Genomic DNA, 24,544 nt, shown 5'->3' on the forward strand with positions numbered 1-24,544 from the left:
ATTATGACTTAATAATTGAGTTTTTGTTAATCATTGGTTTAATTTTAAACTACAGAAAAAATGAAAATACTGCTGAAGCTATTTCTAATTATTTTTATTGGCCGATAATGATGTTTGTAATTTTTTTGCATGCTAAGATTAGTCTTTTCAGTTTTATTGATGCTTTTATAATTCTTTTGTGCCTTAAAACGCTTGTTTTATTTTTGAATTATTTTAAATATAAAAAAATCAGTGTGACGAGTTCATATTTGAGTAAGTTTTGGATTTTTATATTTTATATGTATCTGACTGAAATTATATTAAACAGTACTCATGGTTTTAAAAGTTTATTCTATTTTATTGGTTTGATTTCATGTTTTGAAACTTTTTTGATTATTATAAAAAATAAAGAATGGAAATTAAATTGCATTAGTATCTGGTAATTTGATTATAAAATTAATTTACTTACTCAAGTTCCAGCTTTGGCAAATGCTTCAGACTTTGTGCTATCAATCTAAAAAACAAAAAGCCATTTCCTTAAGAAATGACTTTTGCTTCGACTAAGCTTTTTGCTCTGTATTTATTGAAAGTTATAAAAATAATAGTTACAATTACAAGGAGTGCAAAATCGGCAACGCCTAATAATAATTGCGTTTTTACTTTAAATAAATTAGCAAACCCGTAGCTGAATATTGAACTGATCATATACATAACACCACCTGTAAGTCCGCTTGCGATTCCGGCATTTTTGGAGAAACGGCTTAAACAATATCCATAAATTATATTGAAAATAAAGCCGCCAGCAATATGAATTCCGATGATAAAACCAATTAAAGTATAAAGGCTGCTTCCGAAAGAAGAGGTAAAAATCATCAGTAAAACTAAAGTAATCTGAACGGCAAATGCAATACTTACTTTTTGTGCCAAAGGTTTTTTAATCATCGATTTTGCAATAATACCGCCCGTCATTAATGAAAAACCAGAAAGCAAAGAACTGTATCCTGTCGTAATTGCAGAATAACCCAAAACACGTTCAATAATAAACGGACTAGATAAACTGTAAACGACAACCATTCCAAACGAAATTCCGATAATAACCAAACCTAAAGTAAAATCAGCCGTTTGAAGCATTCCTTTGTAAGTCTGAGCAATCAATTTTAATTTAAATGGATGATAATGTTTTAATGATTCTCCACTGTAAATAAGTTCCAAAATCAGAAAAACCAAGGATAATCCGCCAAGAAAATAAAAGTTAGATCTCCATCCAAAACTGTTTTGCAGATAACCGCCTAAAAACGGTGCCATAATAGGAGCACAGGCCCAAATGATGGAAAACATACTGATGTAGCTTTTCAGTTTTTCGCCTGTAAATAAGTCAACAAAGTAAGCGCGTTTTCCTACTACGATAAGTGCGATTGTAATGCCCTGAATAATTCGCATAGCATATATAACGTAGATATTCGGAACTAATGCGATTACAAAACTCGTAATTGAAAATAAAGCAAGTGAGGCCAAACTGATTTTATATCGCCCGAAACTATCCAAAATACTTCCTATAAAAAATTGACTTATACCAACACTAAACATAAATAAAACCAGCGAAAGCTGTACTGCCGAAGCCGAAACATGTAAATCATTTGCCATTGCCGGCAAAGAAGGTAAATAAATATCTGTAGCAAAGCCAGATAGCGGAATCAATGCCAAGGCTAGTATAGTACTAAATCCCTTGTGATTTTCTTGTAAAATTCTCATTTTGTTATTTTTTAATTGTTTTTGTTGTGTTTCAATTGAAACTTATTTAATTTAAATTAGACCGAACGGTCTAAAAAATAGTAAAAAAAATATGTTATCGAACATATCTTTTAAATTCATCCTTTATGCTTTCTAAAACGATTAGCATTTGCGTATGATCACCACTTATTTTTTCGCATAAAATGGCACCTTCAATCATGGCAAAAGTTTTAATGCTAAACTGTTGCGGATTAATTTCTGCCTGTAATTCATTATTATTTATTCCATCTTCAATTATGGTGTAAAATCTTTTTTGAGCTGACTGAATTGCTTTTTTTACATATTCTTTCACCGTTGGATTCGTATCATCTGCATCAACTCCGAAGTTTAAAATTGGACAACCGTCAACCATTGTTTCGTCATTTCCGTATACATCCAATAAATTGAAAAGTTTTTCCTGCGCCGTTTTTCCTTTTGAAACTGCGGTATCTAATTTGTTTGCCAATTGCGCTCTCAAATAAATAAATGATTCAATGCAAATTTCTTCCTTGCTTTCAAAGTTGCCATAAATACCGCCTTTTGCAAGTTTTGTAGCTTCCATAATATCAGTGATTGAAGTTCCCGCCATCCCTTTTTTATTGATAATTGGCGCCGATGCTTCTATGATAAATTGTCTGGTTCTTTCTGCTTTGCTCATGATATTCATTTTTGACATTGCAAATTTAGACCGAACGGTCTAAATTTGCAATAATTTTAACTTTTTATTTTAAAATGGAAGTATTTTTTTGATTTTTGAAGTCTTGATTTTTAATTTATATTTGTTTGAAACGAATAATATAATAGAAAAAGCAACATTTAAAAAATGAAAAATATAGTATTATTTCTAGCTATTATCTTTTATTCTTGTAAATCAAAAAATTGTGCAAGCACTAATAATAAATTAGTGGCTGAGTTTGAAAAAAATATAAAAATAGTTCAAACTGCACATAATAAAAAAGAATTGAGAGTTGTAGAATATAGAAAAGCTATTATTTATTTGTCAAATACAACAGGTATTATGACTCTAGCAGATTATACGGAACCCGTTGGATACTTAAATGATGAAGATTATATAAGAGATATGAAATTATGGAAAAAATGGTTAAATGAAAATCGTTGTATGTAAAGACATTTCTATTACTGTGCGAAGTCTCTCGATTTCGTAAGCACTCCAATAATCCGCAAGAAGAATCAAAAAAAAGTAATTACGGACAGAATATAGCAATGGATACGAAGTTGGGTAATTAAATTAATCATTATGAAACGAATATTATATGCTATGTTGATTGTCCTTTTTTCGATGTGCAACACTCCCATAATAGAATTTGATAATTCAAAAGATATAAATTTAGCTCCACAGGAAATACTTTTAAAAGATTTAAAGGCAACAGAAACTAAATATTCGGTGTTAATTTTTACTACGGGATTTGAAAGTGAGAATTTAATTGTAAATAATTACGATAGCTTAATTTATAAAGGATTAATGAAGACAAATAAAATACAACCTCTCGCTAAGTTGTTTAGAATTGAAAATACATGTAGTACTAAAATAGAGGATTTAGACAATCACATTTCTTTTGAAATTAAAAAGTCCCTTATAAATAAATATAAATTTGTGTATGTTCGTAAAGATTATAATAAAAACAAAAGATATGTTATAACTTATAGTAATAAATTAAAACGCATCTTATAGACTTATTTGCCTAGTGAGACTGATCGTTAGCGCAGATTTGCAATTTGTGCCCAGCTATTGCTGTAGGAAGTCTCCCGACTTCGTACCCACTCCAATAATCTGCAAGAAGAATCAAAAAAAGTAATTTAGGATCAGAATATAGCAACTAGTACGAGGTCAGGAGACTTCGCACAGCTCTTTAAAACTAAAAATCTGCGCTAACGATTGAGGTCAGATTACTTTATAAAATGGGATTAACAAATGATGTAAAAACATTTTATAAGCAAACCTTTATTAAAACTAAAAACGTAAGATTTACTCTTACACATCAGACATAAAATCAAAATTTTATGAATTGATTTTTGCAAAATACCTATAAATAAGCTTATAATTGTGCTTTCTACACAAATTCACAAAAAAGCATACTATTTTGAAGTATTTTGTTCTGCATTTTATACTGCTGTTTGGTTTCACTTCGCTGAGTTTTGCACAGGATAATCCGGTGAAATTTCTTGATATTTCTGACGGTTTGTCGAACAATTCCGTGATGACTATTTTTCAGGACAGCGACGGTTATCTTTGGTTTGGAACTTACGACGGACTAAATCGTTACGATGGTTACAACTTTAAAGTTTTTAGAAACCGAATCAACGATAAAAAATCACTTTCCTTTAATGCCATTTACAATATCGAAGGCGATTCTCGAAAAAACATTTGGGTTGGAGGCGCAAACGGAATCAGCATTTACAATAAAGTAACGACCACATTTCAGCCGGCTGAATATCTTTCATCGAATAAAAAGAAAATCTTAAATGGTATTATCCATCAGATGCGCTCCGTTTCTGAGAATCTGTTTTTGATTGCTTCGCAGAGTTTAGGTTTGGTTAGTTTTGAAAATGGATCATTTGTCGGGAAACAAATTCCGCTTACTGTTTTGGGCAATAAAATCAGCATCAATAATTATGATGCGATTGCGATTCAGGAAGATAAAAAGAATAAACATTCGTGGGTTTACGTGCGCAATGTTGGAATTTGCAGTTACAGTTATTCGTCTAAAACCTTAAAAGCCGTTTTCTCGCTTTCAAAAGAAGTTAAGGCAATGAAATTAGCTTCTGACGGAAATCTTTGGTTGGGAACAGATGAAGGACTTTTTCTCTTCAACACAAAAACAGGAATTATTTCAGACAATTATTTTCCAAATAAATGCAGTGTAACTGATCTTTTGATCGACAAGAAAAAAGAGCTTTGGATTACGACAGACGGTTGTGGCATTTACAAAGTCATCGGAACAAATAAAAAAGCGATTCTGTTTAATAATGTAAACGATAATCAGTTGGCAAAAAGCAATTCGGTTTGGAGTTTGTATGAAGATAAAGACGGAAACATTTGGTTTGGTTCTTTGCGCGGTGGTATCAGTATGCTGAGCAATTCGCCAAAGTATTTTAAAAACATTCGATACAATGCCAAAGATCCTGCTGAAAACTTCATTTTGTCTTTCTGTGAAGATGAAAAAAAGAATCTTTGGGTAGGAACTGATGGCGCTGGATTAAAATATTGGAACAGAAAAAATAACTCGTATATCAATTACGGAAATAAACTTTCAAGTCCGTTTATTACTGGAATTGTTAGGGATAATAATAACGAAATTTGGCTTTCGACCTGGGCGGGCGGTGTCAATAAAATTAATCCGAAGAACAATTCGGTTACGCAATATTATTGTTTTAATCCTTTTACGAAACAAATCGAAAAGAATATTTGGTTTGTTTACAAAGATTCAAAATCGAATATTTGGGCGAGTGCGACAAATGAAGGTTCGCTGTATTTTTTCGACAGAACAAAAAACAGTTTTGTGCTTTTTGACAAATCGGTTACGAACTTGCAATGCTTGACGGAAACCAGCGATGGAAAACTTTGGGGCGGAAATTATACCAATTTATTTTCGATCGAAAAAAATACAAGAAAAATCAATAAAGTTTCGATTGGAAACCCAATTCGCTGTATTCACGAAGACAATGACAAAAATCTCTGGCTGGGAACTCAGGAAGGCGGACTTTTATTATTTGACCGAAAGAAAAATACGTTTAAAAGACTGACAACAGATGATGGTTTGCCGTCAAATACGATTTTAAGACTGCTCGAAGATAAGGAAGGAAATCTTTGGATGAGTACTTATAATGGAGTTTGTAGATTTGATAAAAAGAGACAAACGTTTCGCAATTTCTCTGTAAATGATGGTTTGCAGAGTAATCAGTTTAGTTTTAATGCCGGAATTGAATTATCGACTGGAGAGTTTCTTTTTGGCGGAATAAACGGCTTCAATATCTTTTTTCCTGAGGCAATCAAAGGATTCAATCAGAAGAATAATTTATTGCTGAGTGATTTTTATGTGAATAATCAATCTATAGAAGAAAGTAAAGTCGAAGTTACAAATGACGATTCGACCAAAATGAAAGAAGTAAGTTTAGATTATGATCAAACGGCTTTGTCATTAGAATTTGTAGCAATTGATTACAACAATGCAGATAAAATAAATTATGCCTATTTCCTTGAAGGCTGGGACGAACAATGGAATTATGTGGGTCAGGCCCGAAAAGCAAATTATTCGAGGCTGCCGGAGGGAAAATATACGTTTAAAGTAAAAACGACAAACGCAAAAGGTGGCTGGAACAAAGAAGTCAGCCTTATTTCAATTGAAGTTTTACCGCCTTGGTACAGAACCTGGTGGGCGTATACTTTGTATTTGCTCGGAATTGCGGGGGCACTTTTTGTTTATTTGGATTACGAAAAAAATAAAGAAGCACTAAAATATAAAGTCAAAATCGCCGAATTAGAAAGCAAGAAAGAAAAAGAAATTGCCGAGAAACAATCGTCAATGTTTACCTATATCTCGCATGAATTCAGAACGCCGCTTTCGCTGATTATAAATCCGCTGAAAAAAGCAGTTCAGAAAGAACGTGTCGAAAACGGATCTTCGGGCAGTGATTTGGCAATTGCGCATAGAAATGCGAGACGTCTTTTGAGTTTGGTCGACCAACTTTTGCTTTTCAGAAAAGCCGAAAATGATGCGGATTCACTTAGATTATCGCCTATAAATGTCAATAAACTTTGCAATGAAGTGTATCAATGTTTTGTAAATCAGGCCAAAGACAAAAACATTAATTACAATTTTGACATTCCTGAAAATGAAATTGAGATTATTGGCGATTATGAAAAAATCGAAATTTCGCTTTTTAACTTAATGTCGAATGCTTTTAAATATACTCCAATTGGCGGCGAAATTAATCTAAAATTAACCGAAACTAATTCGGATGTTGAAATGGAAATTTCAGACAGCGGAGAAGGAATCGATAAAGCTGATATTGACGTTATATTCGAGAAATTCAGACAAATTAATTCGAAAGTTTCTATAAGTACCGGTTTTGGAATCGGGCTTTTTATCGTGAAATATTTTGTAGACAAACACAAAGGAAAAGTAAGTTGCAGTAGTGAAATTGGAAAAGGAAGTATTTTTAAGTTGACATTCTTAAAAGGAAGCAGTCATTTTGAAAATGCGGTTATTACAAATGATGTGCAGCAAAGAAGTCAGCTTTTTGACGAACTGAATATTGATGATACTGAAGAAAATAATTTGGTTAATAATCAGATTTCAGAAACTGATTTTCAAACCGTAATGCTGACTGAAAAACGCACCATTTTAATTATTGACGATAATGATGATATCCGAAATTATCTAATCAAATTGTTTTCTGAAAATTATATGGTTTACAGTGCCGAAAATGGAGAAGAAGGCTTGAAACTGACCAAAAAACATATGCCTGATTTGGTTATCAGCGATATTACAATGGAGCAAATGGACGGTCTTGAGCTTTGCCGAAAGATTAAGGAAAGTAATGATTTGTCTCATATTCCGGTTATTTTATTGACAGCTTCAAAAAATCCAGAAACGCATTTACAAGGAATTAATGACGGTGCCGATGATTATATCATGAAACCTTTTGATGATGATATTCTCGTTGCGCGTGTAGAATCGTTATTAAAAAACAGAAGCAATCTTCGTACTTATTTTCTGGACAGTATTACATTAAAAGAAAATACACAGAAAGTTCCAGCTGAATATCAATTTATCCTAAAAAAATGTATTGATATTGTTGAAGCCAATATTCATAAAAAAGATTTTACCATAAAGACTTTTGCCCAAGAAATGGGAATGAGCCACAGAACGCTTTATACTAAAATCAAGATTATTTCGGGTCAGACTTTAAATGCTTTTATACGATCACTCCGGATTCGCAGAGCAGCAATGTTAATGCTGACCGAAGATATGAATATTGCGCAGGCAAGTGCCGAAGTTGGTTTTGAAGATCCTAAATATTTTAGACAACAGTTTGTAAAACTTTTTGGAATGACGCCTTCAGATTATATTAAAAAATATAAGAGCTCTTTCAACTCTGATTTGAATATTATCAGTTAAAAATCATTTTCAGACTTTACATTTTCTTAAAGACTTAATTGCATTTTGCAAATGAGAGTGTATTTTTTTGAAAAATTTCAAACGTTTTAGTCTTAAAGCAAGGAATATTTTAATAATTACAGATTCTTTAAAAATATAGGATTATTTTTTAATAGTCTGTAAATTTTAATCATTTATAATAGTTAATTACAAATTTGACCTCCTTTTTTTTCCATTTTACCCCTCCTTAGAAGTGTGATTTAAACATTTCTTTGCATCTGTAGTAATCGATTAAGTTGTATTACTGTAGAATTATTAAGTGTTATTTTTTTGATAAGTTTTTAATCAGTTTAAAGAATTGAGCCTTCTTTAAAATAAGATTGTAAGAGTTGGTTTTACGTATTACTTATCTGGCCCGCGACAAAATCGCGGGTCAAAAAAAATAAAGCTTTACTGTTTTAGAAAAAGAAAAAAAAAGGAATATTAATCAAACTTTACTAACATGACAAAAACCAAACCACCGATTTTTCATTGTCTGTTTCCGTCTCCAAAAAGGAAAAGACAATCTAGATCTTCAAAAATGAGTCCGACTCATTTATTTAAACAATCACTTTACGCTTAAAAAGAACAAACTAACCTAACCTTAAAATTAAAGAAATGAAAAAGAATAAATTTTTATTTTTTCTTGCCCTTTTTGCCGTTTTGTTTACAGGATGTCAAAGTAACGATTCAGATTTTGCTCCATCTGATGATCCTACGGTAGTGATAGCTACAAAAGAGATTTATGGCGCACCAAATAGAAAATTCGAAATCAAAGCAGCGCTTGCTGATGATTTAGGATTAAAAAGTGTAGAAATCCAAATTCCGGAATTATCACTTGATAAAGTGATTTCGTTTGCAACAGATCCTTTGTTGAAAACATACGATCTAAGCTACTTTTTTGAAGTTCCGGCAAACAGAGGAACTTCTGAAGCTTTCAAAATAAAATTGACTATTACAGATGTTTCTGGAAATATTGTAAATGAGGAAATCAACCTTCGTTTAGACGGAGAATTTGCTGCACCATCTATTACTATGGTTTCTCCAAAAGAAGGAGCTGTAATTTTATTATCAACTAGCAATCAAATGCCAGTAAATTTTGTGGTAAACGACGATTCAGGTATTGATTATGTTCAAATTAAATGTGCCGCTTTAGGAATTGATGAAACTGTTCAATTAACGGGTTCACCTCAATCTTATACATTCAATAAAACCTATACATTACCAGTAACAGCTGCAGATTATGTTTTGACAATTACTGCAAAAGACAAATTTGCTATTCCAAACACTGGATCTTTGAATGTAAATATTGTGGCTACAAATGAGTATCCGGCAATCTATTTATGTGATCAGCCAAAAGGCACCAACCTGACTACTGATGCAGTTGGAGTTCCGATGTATTTCCACGAGAAAAGCGGACAGGATTTTGAATTCAAATATTACGCAGATAAAGACAACAAAGAAGTTTATTTCTTAGGTCAGGAATCAGATTTTGCCCCACATTGTTTTGGTTTAAATACTGCAGGAGAATTAGCAGATGATGTTGCTTCGGCACCAATTATTTTGCCAACAAAAGGATATTACAAAATTAAAGTGAATCCGAATACTTTAAAATATACAGTTGAGAAATACACGCCAACAAGCAAAGTATGGGCTGATATTGCGAATGGATTATGGCATGATGATGCGGCACTAAGAAAACCTTTCGTAAGTGTTTGCGGTGGCGGAATCAAAGATGCAAACTGGGATACTTGGAATGCATGGGTTATGACTGGATTGCACTTAAGCAATAATTCGGCAAATCCTTATCAATTAGTTGGTGAATACACTTTAACCGGAACTATGGAAGCCACTTTTACAGGCCAATGGTGGGATCCTTCTTGGAGATTAATCAAAAACGGAATCTGTACAATGTCGCCAGGTGAGAACGGAAATGCTAAATATCCAGCTGCTGCGGGAGTTTACAAAGTAGTTCTTGATACTGAGTTAGAAAGAGTATTTATCACAAAAAAATAGTTATGACTTTGTTATAACATTTAATAAATAAAACAGCTTAATATGAAATTTAAATATATAGGATTTTTTATTGCCCTAATGTGTACTGCTGTATCATTTGGACAAATAAAAATAACAGGTACTGTTAAGGATAAAGGTGCAGTACCAATTCCGGGTGTTAATATCGTTGTAAAAGGAGCTTCAACTAACACGTCAACAGATTTTGATGGAAAGTTCGCAATCGAGGTCCCGAATAAAAATGCGCAAATTGAATTGTCTTTTGTTGGTTTTGCCAATAAAATAGTTCCAGTTGGTGATAAAACTAATTTTGATATTGTTTTAGAAGAATCAAGTCAGGCATTAGATGAAATTGTAGTTGTAGGTTATGCTGCGGTAAAAAAGAGCGATGTAACGAGTTCTATTTCTTCTGTAAAAGGAAAAGAATTGCAAACTATGACAGTAGGAAACGTAACAGAATCGCTTCAGGGAAAAGTTTCTGGAGTACAAGTTGTAGGCGCTGGAGGTCCAGGTGCACAACCAAGAGTATTGATTCGTGGTATTTCTACAGTAAACTTGAGCACAGATCCGCTTTATGTTGTTGACGGAATCCCGATGGGAACAAGCATCAACTTCTTGAGCAACAACGAAATTGAATCGATGGAAGTTTTGAAAGATGCTTCTGCAAGTGCAATTTACGGTTCACGTGCATCAAACGGAGTTATCTTGATTACAACTAAAAAAGGAAAAGTTGGAAAAACAAGATTCAATTTTGATACAAGTTCAGGAATGCAGTTTATGAATAATCCGTATCATATGGCTGATGCACAAAGCTATGCAACAATTATGAACACGGCTTATAATAATTCTGGTTATTCAGATTATTTACCAAATCCTTCTCAATACCAAGGAAAAACTACAGATTGGTGGAATGCAGGAATTAGAAAGGCAAGTCCAGTTGTGAATGCTTCTCTTGGAGTTACAGGAGGTTCTGAAAAACATACTTTCGCAATCAGCTTAAACTACTACAACTCTGAATCGATGTACGAAGTAGGAGGTTGGGAAAGAATCACAATGAGAATTGCAAATGATTTTAAATTCTCTGATAAATTCTCTGCTGGAATTACATTAAACCCGCGTTACGAAACGTATGGTTCTCCAGGAAACTGGGCAGATTTTGACAAAATTGATCCAATCACACCAATTTACAAACCAGCAGATCAATTAAACGGAACTGAAAACGAATACAGTATTTATGCACGTTCTCCTTCTTATATCTGGAATCCGGTTGCAGCTGTAAAACGTTATGATGATTTTACAGATCAATACAACTTGAACACAAATGGTTATTTGCAATACACGCCAATCAAAGGTTTAGTGATTCGTTCACAAGCATCGATTGAAGTGGGAGATATCGTAAGAAATAAATTCAGTCCAGACTTCGTAATTGACGCTGCACACGAAAAAGCAGAAATCAACAGCGTTGAAAAATGGAACACTACAGATGTTAACTGGTCTTGGCAAAATACTGCTACCTATACTAGAACATTTGCAGAAAAACACAATGCCTCTTTAATGATTGGTAATACAATGGAAGAATACAACCAAAGCAAACTTTGGGGATATGGAGAAGGAGTTCCAAACAACTCTGATTCTATGAGAGAATTAGATGCAGCTACTAAAAATCGTAATAGCAGCGGTAATAGAACATCAAATTCTTTGATGTCTTATATTTCTCGTTTTTCTTATAATTATGACGGAAAATATTATTTGACAGGTACTTTCAGACGTGACGGTTCTTCAAAATTCATGGAAAACAACAAATGGGCAAATTTCCCATCTGCATCGGTTTCTTGGAGAATTTTGAATGAAGATTTTATGGAATCGACAAAAGATGTTTTAAGTGATTTAAGATTTAGAGCAGGTTGGGGTAAAGTAGGAAATCAAAACTTACCAAGTGCAGTTTATCAATCTAATATCGGAACAGGTTTTTACCCAATCGGAAGTGATATCGCGGATACTTCTTATCCTTCTACAATGGCAAATAAAGACATTAAATGGGAAACTGTTGAAGATGTTTCTTTCGGACTTGATTTCGGATTATGGAAAAATAAGCTTTCTGGATCTTTAGAATATTACCAAAAGAAAACAAACGATATGTTGTTCTTAAAACAATTTCCAACATATAGCGGTTTCCCTGGATATTCTACAATGTGGACAAATGTTGGTTCAATGAAATCAAATGGTGTCGATTTATTAGTTTCTTATAAAGACAAAAAAGGAGATTTCTCATACGGTGTTGATGTAACTTTTACAACTGTAAATGTGAAGATGATAAATTTATCTGCTGACGGAGAAAAATTATACGGTTCAAGCAACAGAACTTTGACTGTTGAAGGTAATGAGCCTGGTTATTTTTACGGATATGTTGCTGATGGTTTGTTCCAAAATCAAACAGAATTAAACTCTCATACTGATGAGCACGGAACAAAATTACAGCCTTACGCACAAGTTGGAGACGTTCGTTTTAAAGATATTAACGGTGACGGAAAATTAGACGATAAAGACAGAACAAAAATTGGTTCTCCTTGGGCTGATTATAACGTGGGTCTTAATTTGACTTTTGCTTACAAAAATTTTGATTTAGTGGCTAATTTCTATTCAAGTATTGGAAATGATTTGATCAACCAAAATATTTCAGATTTATATAATGGTGCAAGTTTGACAAATAAAGTTAACGGATTAGATCAAATGGCTTGGCATGGAGAAGGAACTTCAAATTATGTTCCTCGTTTGTCAAAAGATGATAACAACGAAAACTTTACAAAATTCTCTTCTTTATATGTTGAAGACGGATCTTATGTACGTATGAAAAATCTTCAGGTTGGTTATTCTTTCTACAATAAATTCGGATTGGATAAACTAAGACTTTCGTTATCAGGTCAAAATTTATGGACTTGGACAAATTATACAGGAGTTGATCCTGAAGTAGGAGGCGGAGTTTTAGGATCAGGTTTTGGTGGATGGAATTATCCGGTTCAGCCAACAATCCTGATGGGTCTTAATGTAGCATTTTAATAAAAACGATCATGAAAAAAATAATAGTATCATTAATCACTTTTTCTCTATTAGCAGTTTCTTGCAGCGATTTTATTGAAAAAGAAGAAAGAGGAACACAAACCTTAGAAAATTATTTTCAAACTGCACAAGAGTGTGAAAATTATGCAAATGAATTAACACGCAGATTATTAATTCCGAATGATTGGTGGACTTTAGTTGCGCCAAGAGTAACCAATGAAATGTCAACAGATGATGCCTGGATGGGTAACACAGGACAGGATAGTGGTGCGCACAGACCATCTTCGCAATATATCATTACACCTGACAATATGGGTGATATGAATAGTATTTATACGGCGCATTTTTACACGATCCAATCGGCTAATCTTGGTTTGGAGAAAATGGCTGCATCGCCACTTACCGAAGCTCAAAAAAATCAGTATATGGGAGAATCTCTTTTCGTAAGAGCCTATTGCTACTATGAGCTTGTAAATCTTTTTGGAGGAGTTCCGGTGTATACAAAATCTCTTGGAACTGGCGATTTGACTTTAAAGCGCAATTCAGCAGCAGAGGTTTATGCACAAATTGAAGCCGATCTTAAAGAATCTGCTGCAAAATTAGAAACGATTCCAGTTAACAGACAAGGAAGGGTTAACAAATGGGCTGCTTATGCTTTATTGGCTCGTGTGTCTTTGTTCCAGGAAAAATGGGCTGAGGCAAAACAATATTCAAATAAGGTTATTACTGAAGGACCTTATGCTCTTGAAGCTGATTTCTTGAATATCTGGAATGTAAATAATCATAACGGAGTGGAGTCAATTCTTGAAGCGCAGTCTTCATCAGTTCAGGATAAAAGTTTAGGTTCTATGCTTCCTACTTTAGCAGGAGCAAGGGGAGAAGACAAAAAGAATTTCCCAAGCAACGATGCTGCTGATGTTCTTGACGGTTGGGGATGGTGTATGCCAACAAGCGATTTAGAAAATGCTTATTTATCAGAAAATGATGTTATTCGTAGAAGAAGTACGATTACGAAATGGGGTGAAGCTGCTTACGGCGATGAGGTTTTAAATCCAACGCACAAATTCAGTTTGAATGATAATAAATCAGGTCGTATTTGCCGTAAATATTATATTCCAATTGCAACGCGTCGTTCTTTAGATAAAAAAGATGGTCACTTGCCATTAAACATTCCGCTGATTCGTTTGGCAGAAATGTATTTGACAAGAGCAGAAGCAAGTTATCATACTAGCGGAGATGCTTTGGCAGATATCAACATCATCAGAGCGCGTGTAAAATTAGATCCAAAAACAGGACTTTCTGGACCAACTTTATTGAGACAAATCTATAAAGAGCGTCGTTTAGAATTGGCTTTTGAAGGTTTACGTCTTTACGATATTCGCCGTGAAAAAGATCCAACAACAGGAAGACCTGTAATCGAATCTTTGATGGGACCAAACGGAACTTTCGTGAAATACAACTTAAGTTCAACTGATCCTTACGAAACTACAAACTTGAGAGAACCTCAGGATAAAGGAATTAATTTTAATCCTGCGAAAAACTTATTATGGCCAATTCCTCAATTGGAAATTGATTTGAGTGGCGGTTTAATCACACAAAATCCTGGTTATTAAAATGAGGTTTAATAGTCAAAATAAAGTAAGTCTGCTGTGTGCAGGCTTGCTTTTCGCTAGCTCACTTTTTGTGGCTTGCGACTCTGAAAAATCGGATAATTCAGGTTCTGAAAATTCGGTTGCCGAATTGAATGTGAATTTGGATATGAATCTTCAGACTATGGAAAGTTTTGGAGCTTCTGATGCTTGGCAGACTAATTTTATCGGAAAAAATTGGCCTTCGGATAAAAGAAATAAAATAGCCGATTTATTATTCAGCAGAGATGTTGATGCTGATGGAAATCCAAAAGGAATCGGACTATCATTATGGCGTTTTAACCTTGGAGCTGGAAGTACAGAACAAGGCGACGCAAGTGATATTACTGATGAATGGAGACGTACAGAATGTTTCACGACAGATGGTGTAAGCTACAATATGAATAAACAAGCTGGTCAGGTTTGGTTTATGAAAGCCGCTAAAGAACGTGGTGTTGAAAAATTATTGGCTTTCGCCAATAGCGCACCAGTTTACTTGACACAAAACGGAAAAGCGCACGCGAGCATTAAAGAATTTTATAATTTGAAAGATGGAAAAATGCCAGAATTGGCTGATTTCTGGGCTACTTCATTAGAAAAATTAAAAACAGAACACGGCTTAACTATCGATTATGTGAGTCCGTTTAACGAACCGCAATATGAATGGGACGGTTCTGGACAAGAAGGTTCGCCGGCGACAAACGCAAATATTTACAGTTTTGTAAATGTTTTGTCTCCAAAATTACAGGCTAAAGGACTTGCTGCTCAAATTGTTGTTGGAGAAGCAGGATCTTATGAATCGCTTTACAAAACAGTTTCTGGAAAAGAAAGTAGATCAAATCAAATTGATTATTTCTTTGGAGCAAATTCAACTAAAAAGATTTCTGGATTGAGCAATGTAAAGAAAACCATTTCTGGACATAGTTATTGGCAAGCTTGGCCTTTGAGCGAAATGATTTCATCAAGACAACAAGCTGCTTCAAGAATTCAGTCGGTTGGTGGTGTCAGTCTTTGGTCATCAGAATATTGTGTTTTAGAAAGTCCGGGAACAGCAGAATTGCCAGGCGGAGCAGGAGCAGGAAGAGATTTAGGAATGCCGCTTGCACTTTGGACAGCACGTATCATTAGTACAGATATTGCTCTTGGTGGTGTTACTTCTTGGCAATGGTGGACAGCAATCAGCCGTGGCGATTACAAAGACGGTTTGATTCATGTTGATGACAACGCAAGCAACGGAGCTGGAAATGCTGATTATTGCAAAAATGACGGTTACATCAGAGATTCAAAAACATTATGGGCTTTAGGAAATTTTTCATTTTTCGTAAAACCGGGAATGGTAAGAGTTCAAATTCCGACTGTTGATAACGCTACTGCTTTAAACGATGTCATGGTAACAGCTTATAAAGATGCAGCTACTAAAAAACTTGTAATTGTTGCAGTTAACATCAGCAAATCGGCGAAAGCCTATAAATTGAATTTGGCAGGAGGAGCTTTGACTGATAACAAATTGACGCCTTATACAACTTCTGAAACGTTAAGTTTAAAGAAAGGAGCTGCTGTTGATGCTGGTAGTTTAGAAATTCCGGCTAGGTCAGTGGTGACTTTTGTGGGAACGTATAAATAAGGTTCAAAGGGACAATCCCGATAGCTATCGGGACAAAAGACAAAGGTTTTACCACAATCTTGTCATTCCGAGGAACGAGGAATGACAAACAAGACGATAAAAAAATACGTCAACAAGAAAATAAAAAAATTAAATGAAAAAAGTATATATCTCACTTTTTCTGGTAATGAGTTCGTTGTCATTTGCACAACGAACTGCCATTATCAGTACAGATAAAGTCGTTCAGACGATGGATGGTTTTGGAGGTTCTGATGCGTGGAGAACTCAGTTTGTGGGAAAAAATTGGCCAGAACAAAAAAAGAATGCCATTGCCGATTTGCTTTTCAGCAAAGAGATTGATGCGCAGGGAAATCCAAAAGGAATTGGGCTTTCGATCTGGAGATTCAATCTTGGTGCCGGAAGTACGGAGCAAGGTGAAAATAGTAAAGTTTCTGACGAATGGCGAAGAAGCGAATGTTTCTTAAACGCTGACGGAACTTACGATTTTTCAAAACAAGAAGGACAAAGATGGTTTTTACAAGCTGCTAAAAAACGCGGTGTCGAAAAATTCTTGATCTTTACCAATAGTCCGCCGGTACACATGACAAACAACGGATTGTCTTTTGCCTCTCAGAAGAATAAACTGAATCTAAAAGATGGTGCAATTCCAAAATTTGCCGATTTCTTAGTTCAAAGTATTCAGGGATTGGAGAAAAAAGAAGGAATTAAATTCGATTATGTAAGTCCAATAAACGAACCGCAATGGGAATGGATGCCAAAACATGGCGATACAAATAGTCAGGAAGGAACTCCGGCAACGAATGATGAAATTTATGATTTGACCAAATCACTTTCGGAAAAACTGAAAGCTAATAAAATGAACACTGAAATTGTTATTGCCGAAGCCGCTCAAATCGATTATTTGTATGAAAATGTAAATAAAGAAAATCGTGACAATCAGATTGATTTTTTCTTTGGAAAAACCAAAACAAACGTTTCGAAATTCTCCAATATAAAGAATGTTATTCTTGGTCACAGTTACTTTACAACTTGGCCGGTTGAAAGACAAGTTTTAAGCAGAAAATTAATTGCAGCGGAAATAAAAAGAAATCCAGGTTTGAAATATTGGCAATCTGAATACTGCATTTTAGAAAATCCGGGAGAAAATGAAATTCCCGGCGGTTCAGGCGGCGGAAGAGATTTAGGAATGCAAACCGCTTTATTTGTGGCGCGTTTGATTCATAATGATATAGCTGTTGCAAACGCCGCTTCTTGGCAATGGTGGACATCAATAACGAGAGTCGATTATAAAGACGGTTTGATTTATTTGGATGACGGAAAAAGCAAAGGCGGAACGGAGCCAAATTATGTTCGAAACGATGGAGAATTTCACGATTCAAAACTGCTTTGGGCTTTAGGAAATTATTCACTTTTTGTTCGTCCGGGAATGCAAAGAGTTGATGTTCCAAATCAAAACGAATTAGATTCAGCAAATGATGTAATGCTAACGGCGTACAAAGATGTTCAAAATAAAAAACTAATTGTAGTTGCCGTAAATTGCGGAAAATCGGCTCAAAAATACAAGTTCGATTTGTCGAAAGGAACTTTAAAAAATAATGAGTTTACGCCGTACATCACTTCTGAAAGTTCAAATTTAAAAAAAGCAGAAATTCAGAAAATTGACAATCTAGAAATTCCAGCAAAATCGGTAGTGACGTTTGTGGGAGAATTACAATATTAAAAAATTGTTTCAAGTTTCAGGTTTCACGTTCAAACCTAACTTGAAACTTGAAACCTGAAACAAAAAATAACTAAAAAAAATGTTAACTAAAAAGATCTTAATCCCCGTATTACTCTTTTCGTGTTTGTCTGCAAGCAGTCAAGTATCGTTTGGAGATTCAAAGAAAATTAATGACAACTGGAAATTCAATCTTCAGGAAACTCCAGATGCAAAAAATACTGTTTTTGATGACAGTAAATGGCAAAATGTAAATGTGCCTCACGACTGGAGCGTAAAAGGACAATTAAGTCCAACTTTAGCGAGCTGTCAAGGTTATTTGCCGGGCGGAATTGCATGGTACAGAAAATCAATCAATATTCCGCAAAGCAAATCAGGTGAAAAAGTGTATTTGTATTTTGAAGGAGTTTATAACAGAAGTGAAGTTTTTATCAACGGACATTCATTAGGGAAACGTCCAAATGGATACATTTCTTTTGCTTATGATGCAACAGAATTTATTAAATACGGTGGAGAAAATACGATTTCTGTTCGTGTAGATCACAGTCAAAGCGCTGATTCAAGATGGTACACCGGTTCAGGAATTTACAGAAATGTTTGGGTAGTGTATGCAAACCCAGTTCATATTGCACAATGGGGCGTTTATGCATATCCAGAAGTGAAAAAAGGAGCAGGAATTTTGAATGTTGAGGTTGATGTAGAGAACGGTTCTTCTGCAAAATCATCTTTGACAGTTATAAACGAATTGTTTTCAAAAGATGGAAAATCAGTAGCAAAGGCTTCTTCAAAAATTGAAGTTGCTGCTAAACAAAGTGGAAAAATTTCGACTAAAATAAATGTCAAAAATCCGCAATTATGGGATTTAGAAAACCCGAATTTATACGAACTTAAAACAACAGTTTTAAAAGACGGAAAAGAAATCGACAAAACTGTAACTAAAACTGGTTTTAGAGATTTCACTTTCGATCCAAATAATGGTTTTGCTCTTAACGGGAAATGGATGAAAATGAAAGGTGTTTGTTTGCACCACGATGCAGGAGTTTTAGGTTCGGCAGTTCCAAGAGAAGTTTGGAAAACAAGATTAAAAACGTTGAAAGAAATTGGCGTAAATGCCATCCGTACAAGTCATAATCCACAAGCGCCAGATTTCTATGAACTTTGCGATGAATTAGGTATATTGGTTTTAAACGAAGCTTATGATGAATGGGAATTCCCAAAACGTAAATGGCTTGAAGGTTGGAATTATGGAACTCCAGGTTTCCAAGGCTCTTTCGATATTTTTGCAGAGTATGCAGAAAAAGATCTGGAAGATTTTGTTCGTCGTGACAGAAATCATCTTTCAGTATTCGGATGGAGTATTGGTAATGAAGTAGATTATCCAAATGATCCATATTCGCACCCAGTTTTGGATAAAGGAAAAGACGGTTTTGGGCAAGCGGCTTATGGAGGTTATAAACCAGATGCACCAGATGCAATGCGTCTTGGAGCAATCGCAAAACGTTTGGTTGCAGCAGTTAAAAAATACGATAAATCGCGTCCTACAACAGCTGGTTTAGCAGGTGTTGCCATGTCTAACGAAACAGAATATCCAGGAGCTTTAGACATTACAGGGTACAATTATACGGAAAGCAAATATCAGTCAGATCATGCAAAATATCCAAAAAGAGTTATTTACGGAAGTGAGAACGTTCACGATATGGAACCTTGGTTAGCAGTTAAAAACAACAAACATATTTTTGGGCAATTCTTGTGGACAGGAATTGATTATTTAGGAGAATCTGGAAGATGGCCTTCAAGAGGATTTTACTCTGGTTTAGTTGATTTTGCTGGCGTAATCAAACCTCGCGGTTATTTCCGTCAGTCATTATGGTCAGATAAACCGATGGCTTATGTTGGAACTTATCCGTTGATAAATGAGAAAGATGTCTCTAAAGATGCTTGGGCAATTTGGAATTACGAAGCGGGACAAAAAATCCGTGTAGTTTGTTATACTAATGCTGCAAAAGCACGCTTGGAATTAAACGGAAAAGTGGTTGGTGAAACTAAAGCATACGACGAAAAAACCGGAATTATTTATTGGGATATTCCATTTGCTTCAGGAAAATTAGAGGCAATTGGTTTAGATGCAAATGATAAAGAAGTGAGCCGTTATGCAATCAATTCGACACAACAGCCGGTTGAATTGACAATTGCTGAAAAAGACATCACAATCAGCAAAGATAAAGGTGTCGCAAAAATCATGGTTCAGGTAAAAGATCAAAATGGTCTTCCGGTTATGCTTTCAGATAATGAAGTGACTTGTAAAATTAGTGGGCCAGGAATTTTATTAGGACTTGAAGCTGGAAACAACGGTGACATGACCGATTATACAGACAATGTACAAAGAGTTTTTCACGGACATATTGCAGCTTATATTCAGGCAACTGGCGATGCACAGCCTATCAAAGTTACGTTTACAAGTCAATGGTTAAAACCTGTAGAAGTGACAATTAACGTGAAATAAGGCATTTTCTAAGTTAGAGAATTATTAGTTAGTTATTTTAATTTTTCAATTAACCTGTCTGTATTTTTGGTTTACAGGCAGGTTAATTGCATTTTACGAATAAAGTTTATTATATTTGAAGTGTAAATTTTACATTTATTAACATCTAACCACATTATAATGAAAATTAAGAATAGAATTACTCTGGTTTTAGGAGTTGTTTTTGTATCAATTTGTGCCAATGCTCAAAACAAAACATTTGCTAAAGAAGAGTTTAAGCAATGGGCTCAAACTCCTCCAATGGGCTGGAACAGCTGGGATTGTTACGGACCAACTGTAGAAGAACACGAAGTAAAAGCCAATGCCGATTATATGGCAAAAGAGCTTAAAAAATATGGATGGGAATACATTGTAGTTGATATCAGATGGTTTGTTGAAAACGACAAAGCTGGCGGTTACAATCAGACAGATCCGCGTTATGTGATGGATAAATTCGGGAGATATTTACCGGCAGTAAACCGATTTCCTTCTGCAAAAGACGGACAAGGTTTTAAGCCTTTAGCAGATTATATTCATAAAAAAGGATTGAAATTCGGAATTCATATCATGCGTGGCGTTCCTAAAAAAGCAGTTGAAGAAAAGCTTCCTATTAAAGGAACAAACGGAATTACAGCTGATCAAATTTATTCAACAGCTTTGCAATGCGAATGGTTGAGAGATAATTACACTGTTGTGGCTGACAAACCTGGAGCACAAGAATATTACAATTCTATTTTTGAATTATACGCACAATGGGGTGTTGATTTTATTAAAATCGATGATTTGTCAAGACCGTATCACGAAGGTGAAATCAACTTGATCAGAAACGCTATCGACAAATGCGGACGTAAAATTGTTTTGAGTACTTCTCCAGGAGAAACACCAATTTCGGCCGCACCACACGTAAGTTCTCACGCAAACATGTGGAGAATGGTTGACGACGTTTGGGACACTTGGCCACATATCACACATTTAATGGATGTTGCTCAAAAATGGTATCCATATATCGCGCCGGGAACTTGGCCAGATTGCGATATGATTCCGCTAGGACGTATTTCAGTACGTGGAGAACGTGGTGAAGATAGAATGACACGTTTGACAAAAGACGAACAATATACTTTAATTACCTTCTTTAATATTTTTAAATCGCCTTTGTTTTTTGGTGGAGATTTGCCAAGCAATGACGCTTTTACTTTATCATTATTAACGAATAAAGAGGTTGTAAAAATGCACAATGAAAGCACGGCAGTAAAGCAACTTTTCCAGAAAGATGGAAAAATTGCTGTAACTTCAAAAAATGCTAAAGACGGAAGTGTTTATTTGGCATTGTTCAATATTTCTGATGTTGCAGCCCAAAATGTTTCAGTAAATCTTGCGGATCTTGGTTTCACAGGTTCAGTTGAAGTTTTGAATATGTGGACAGGTGAAAAATTAAAAATCTCTTCTAAAGAAATTGGTACAGTTTTAAAAGCGCATGCTTCTGTTTTATATCAATTAAAAGGTAAAAAATAATGATGCGATTTTTTAAAAATAGTCTTTTAGCATTAGTATTGCTTTTTTCAGTCCTTTTTATATTGTCGGGATTTGGTTTAAAGCCGAAAACAGAAAAACCGGACAAAGTATATTTATTTGCTTATTCGACTTTAAAAAATAATGGAAAAAACGGGCTTCATTTTGCATGGAGCACCGATCAGAAAAATTGGTTTTCAATTGGTCCCGAATATAGTTTTCTAAAATCTGATTTTGGAAGTTGGGGACCAACAGGGAAAAGCATGTCAGAGCCTTTTATGGTTAGAGACAATGCAGGAGTTTTTCATTGTTTTTGGAGTGTAAAAGACAATGTTTTTGCACATTCAGAAAGCAAGGATTTAGTGAATTGGGGAAGACAAAATTATATTCAGGGAATGAAGAATTTTGTTGGAAAAGGTGAAGATAAATCGGTGATTACAAATGTTCAGATCAGTCAAAAAGATAGTCAATATTCGGTGCACTTCAGCGAAAGCGGAAAAAATTATTACAGCACGACTAAAGATTTTAAAAATTATAGTCCGTCAGTAATTGATGCTAATTCTGCTTTAAAATTAAGAAACGAAATTACAATTCAGGGCGACGTTGTTCAGGGTAGCTTATTTCATGTAGATTGGAATTTGGTTGACAATATGATTCGAAATATGGAATCGGCTAAATTCAGAGAGAGACAAGATAATTCTTCTCCAAAAAGCGATAGTTTGCTTTTTGCTGGTTTAAAACCTATAAAAGCTCAGATTTCAATAAATGGTCAGCAGTCAAAAAAAATCAGCAATATGCTAACGGGTGTTTTTTTTGAAGATATCAATTACGCTGCTGATGGTGGTTTGTATGGTGAATTGATCCAAAATCGTGATTTCGAATATGCCTTGCACGACAAAAAAGAAAGAGACGAAAAATGGAATGCAACAATGGCGTGGAGCGGTGATTTTAAAATTGCAAAAGAAAATCCAATTCATCCAAATAATCCTAATTATGCTGTAATTTTAAAAGGAAATATCAGCAATTCTGGTTTCGACGGAATTGCTTTGAAAGCCAATGAAAAATACGATTTTAGTGTTTTTGCAAAAGGTTCAAAAGCTATTGTTCGTTTGAAATCGGCAAGTGGAGAAACTTTGGCGGAAGCCGTATTGACTCCGTCAGCAACTTGGAAAAAAATAAATGCAGTTTTAAAATCGTCTAAAACAGTTAAAGATGCGCATTTAGAAATCAGTACTAGTGGCGAAATTGCCGTTGATATGGTTTCGCTTTTTCCTCAGAAAACATTTAAAAATCGTAAAAACGGACTTCGTTTGGATCTTGCTGAAGCAATTGCAGATATGCATCCAAAATTCGTTAGATTTCCAGGCGGATGTGTGGCGCACGGTGACGGACTGCACAATATATACAAATGGAAAAATACAATTGGGCCATTGGAAAGCAGAATTCCGATGCGAAATATTTGGGGTTATCATCAATCGATGGGATTGGGTTATTTTGAATATTTTCAGTTTTGCGAAGATTTGGGAGCTGAAGCTGTTCCGGTTTTAGCAGCGGGAGTTCCGTGTCAAAATTCATCTGATGGAGGTTCTGGACAGCAATTCGGAATTCCGATGGAAGATATGGACGAATATGTACAAGATGTTTTGGATTTAATCGAATATGCCAATGGAAGTATAAATACCGTTTGGGGTAAAAAACGTGCCGAAGCGGGACATCCAAAACCCTTCAATTTAAAATATATCGGAATCGGAAATGAAGATTTAATCAGCGATGTTTTTGAAGAACGTTACAGAATGATTGTAAAAGCAGTTCAGCAAAAATATCCTGAAATAATTGTTATTGGAACTGTTGGACCATTTTTTGAGGGAACAGATTACAATGAAGGTTGGAAAATTGCCGATGATTTAAAATTGCCAATTGTAGACGAACATTATTATCAAACGCCAGGTTGGTTCATTAACAATCAGAATTTTTATGATGGTTACGATCGCTCGAAATCTAAAGTTTATTTGGGCGAATATGCTTCGCGAGGTAATAAGTTTTATAATGCTTTGGCGGAAGCCTTATATTTAACTGGCGTTGAACGAAATGGTGACGTTGTTGAAATGGCTTCTTATGCACCTTTATTGGCGAGAGAAAAGCATACACAATGGAATCCAGATTTGATTTATTTTAACGGCGACGAAGTAAAACCAACAGTGAATTATTTTGTACAAAAATTATACGGACAAAATCCGGGGAATCAATATATTGAAAGTACTACGAAATTGTCAGATGCAAATCCGGAAGTTAACAAACGTATTGGAGTTTCTGTTGTAAAAGATAATGCTTCAGGAGATTTAATTATCAAGTTAGTAAATGTGCTTCCGGTTGCGGTTACGCCTTCAATAGAAACAAGAAATTTACCATTGACTGAAACTGGTGATTATACTATATTGACGGGTACGCCAGAAAATACAACAGCAAGACCTGCAACACAAAAGTTGACAGTTAAAGAAGCTTTTTCAAAAGAATTGCCTCCATATTCGTTTGCAGTAATTCGTATTAAAACAAATAAGCTTTAAC

At 34.7% G+C, this 24,544-nt stretch carries 13 protein-coding genes; 11 read left to right on the top strand and 2 right to left on the bottom strand.

From position 1 onward, the window contains the following. Window positions 1–516: 516 nt before the first annotated feature. Together FN795_RS19870 and FN795_RS19875 are read right to left on the bottom strand one after the other, a co-directional pair. Window positions 517–1,731 carry an MFS transporter gene (locus tag FN795_RS19870; RefSeq protein ID WP_142452233.1) on the bottom strand — a complete coding sequence of 405 codons (1,215 nt, stop codon included), beginning with the start codon at window positions 1,729–1,731 and terminating at the stop codon, window positions 517–519. Between the two features lie 94 nt (window positions 1,732–1,825). Then, window positions 1,826–2,407 carry a TetR/AcrR family transcriptional regulator gene (locus FN795_RS19875; protein ID WP_167498102.1) on the bottom strand — a complete coding sequence of 194 codons (582 nt, stop codon included), beginning with the start codon at window positions 2,405–2,407 and terminating at the stop codon, window positions 1,826–1,828. A 165-nt stretch (window positions 2,408–2,572) separates the two neighbouring features. Here FN795_RS19875 and FN795_RS19880 point away from each other — a divergent pair, with 165 nt between their 5' ends. From FN795_RS19880 to FN795_RS19930, 11 genes are all read left to right on the top strand, one after another. Next, window positions 2,573–2,875 (top strand): hypothetical protein, encoded by a 303-nt coding sequence (locus FN795_RS19880; RefSeq protein ID WP_142452235.1) that lies wholly within the window; start codon window positions 2,573–2,575, stop codon window positions 2,873–2,875. Window positions 2,876–3,007: 132 nt separating this feature from the next. Continuing rightward, window positions 3,008–3,442: a hypothetical protein gene (locus FN795_RS19885; protein ID WP_142452236.1), complete on the top strand. Its 435-nt coding sequence runs from the start codon at window positions 3,008–3,010 to the stop codon at window positions 3,440–3,442. A gap of 409 nt (window positions 3,443–3,851) precedes the next feature. Beyond that, on the top strand, window positions 3,852–7,892 hold the full coding sequence (locus FN795_RS19890) for a hybrid sensor histidine kinase/response regulator transcription factor (protein WP_142452237.1): 4,041 nt from the start codon (window positions 3,852–3,854) through the stop codon (window positions 7,890–7,892). Window positions 7,893–8,528: 636 nt separating this feature from the next. Next, complete coding sequence (locus FN795_RS19895) at window positions 8,529–9,926, top strand: hypothetical protein (RefSeq protein ID WP_142452238.1); 1,398 nt, start codon at window positions 8,529–8,531, stop codon at window positions 9,924–9,926. 42 nt (window positions 9,927–9,968) lie between these two features. Beyond that, window positions 9,969–12,980 (top strand): SusC/RagA family TonB-linked outer membrane protein, encoded by a 3,012-nt coding sequence (locus FN795_RS19900; RefSeq protein ID WP_142452239.1) that lies wholly within the window; start codon window positions 9,969–9,971, stop codon window positions 12,978–12,980. An 11-nt stretch (window positions 12,981–12,991) separates the two neighbouring features. Further along, entirely contained in the window at window positions 12,992–14,593 is a 1,602-nt protein-coding gene (locus FN795_RS19905) for a RagB/SusD family nutrient uptake outer membrane protein (RefSeq protein WP_142452240.1), read from the top strand. 1 nt (window position 14,594) lies between these two features. Next, window positions 14,595–16,232 (top strand): glycoside hydrolase, encoded by a 1,638-nt coding sequence (locus tag FN795_RS19910; RefSeq protein WP_142452241.1) that lies wholly within the window; start codon window positions 14,595–14,597, stop codon window positions 16,230–16,232. A gap of 133 nt (window positions 16,233–16,365) precedes the next feature. Further along, window positions 16,366–17,952 (top strand): glycoside hydrolase, encoded by a 1,587-nt coding sequence (locus FN795_RS19915; protein ID WP_142452242.1) that lies wholly within the window; start codon window positions 16,366–16,368, stop codon window positions 17,950–17,952. 79 nt (window positions 17,953–18,031) lie between these two features. Then, on the top strand, window positions 18,032–20,452 hold the full coding sequence (locus FN795_RS19920) for a sugar-binding domain-containing protein (RefSeq protein ID WP_142452243.1): 2,421 nt from the start codon (window positions 18,032–18,034) through the stop codon (window positions 20,450–20,452). A gap of 159 nt (window positions 20,453–20,611) precedes the next feature. Further along, window positions 20,612–21,982 (top strand): glycoside hydrolase family 27 protein, encoded by a 1,371-nt coding sequence (locus FN795_RS19925; RefSeq protein WP_142452244.1) that lies wholly within the window; start codon window positions 20,612–20,614, stop codon window positions 21,980–21,982. Further along, the gene (locus tag FN795_RS19930; protein WP_244290011.1) at window positions 21,982–24,543 is read left to right on the top strand and encodes an alpha-L-arabinofuranosidase C-terminal domain-containing protein; all 2,562 of its coding nucleotides are present in this window, start codon (window positions 21,982–21,984) and stop codon (window positions 24,541–24,543) included. The genes FN795_RS19925 and FN795_RS19930 overlap by 1 nt, the downstream gene beginning before the upstream one ends. The last annotated feature ends 1 nt before the right edge of the window (window position 24,544 follow it).

Source organism: Flavobacterium resistens (genome assembly GCF_900182645.1).
In the GTDB taxonomy this organism is placed as follows: Bacteria; Bacteroidota; Bacteroidia; order Flavobacteriales; family Flavobacteriaceae; genus Flavobacterium; species Flavobacterium resistens.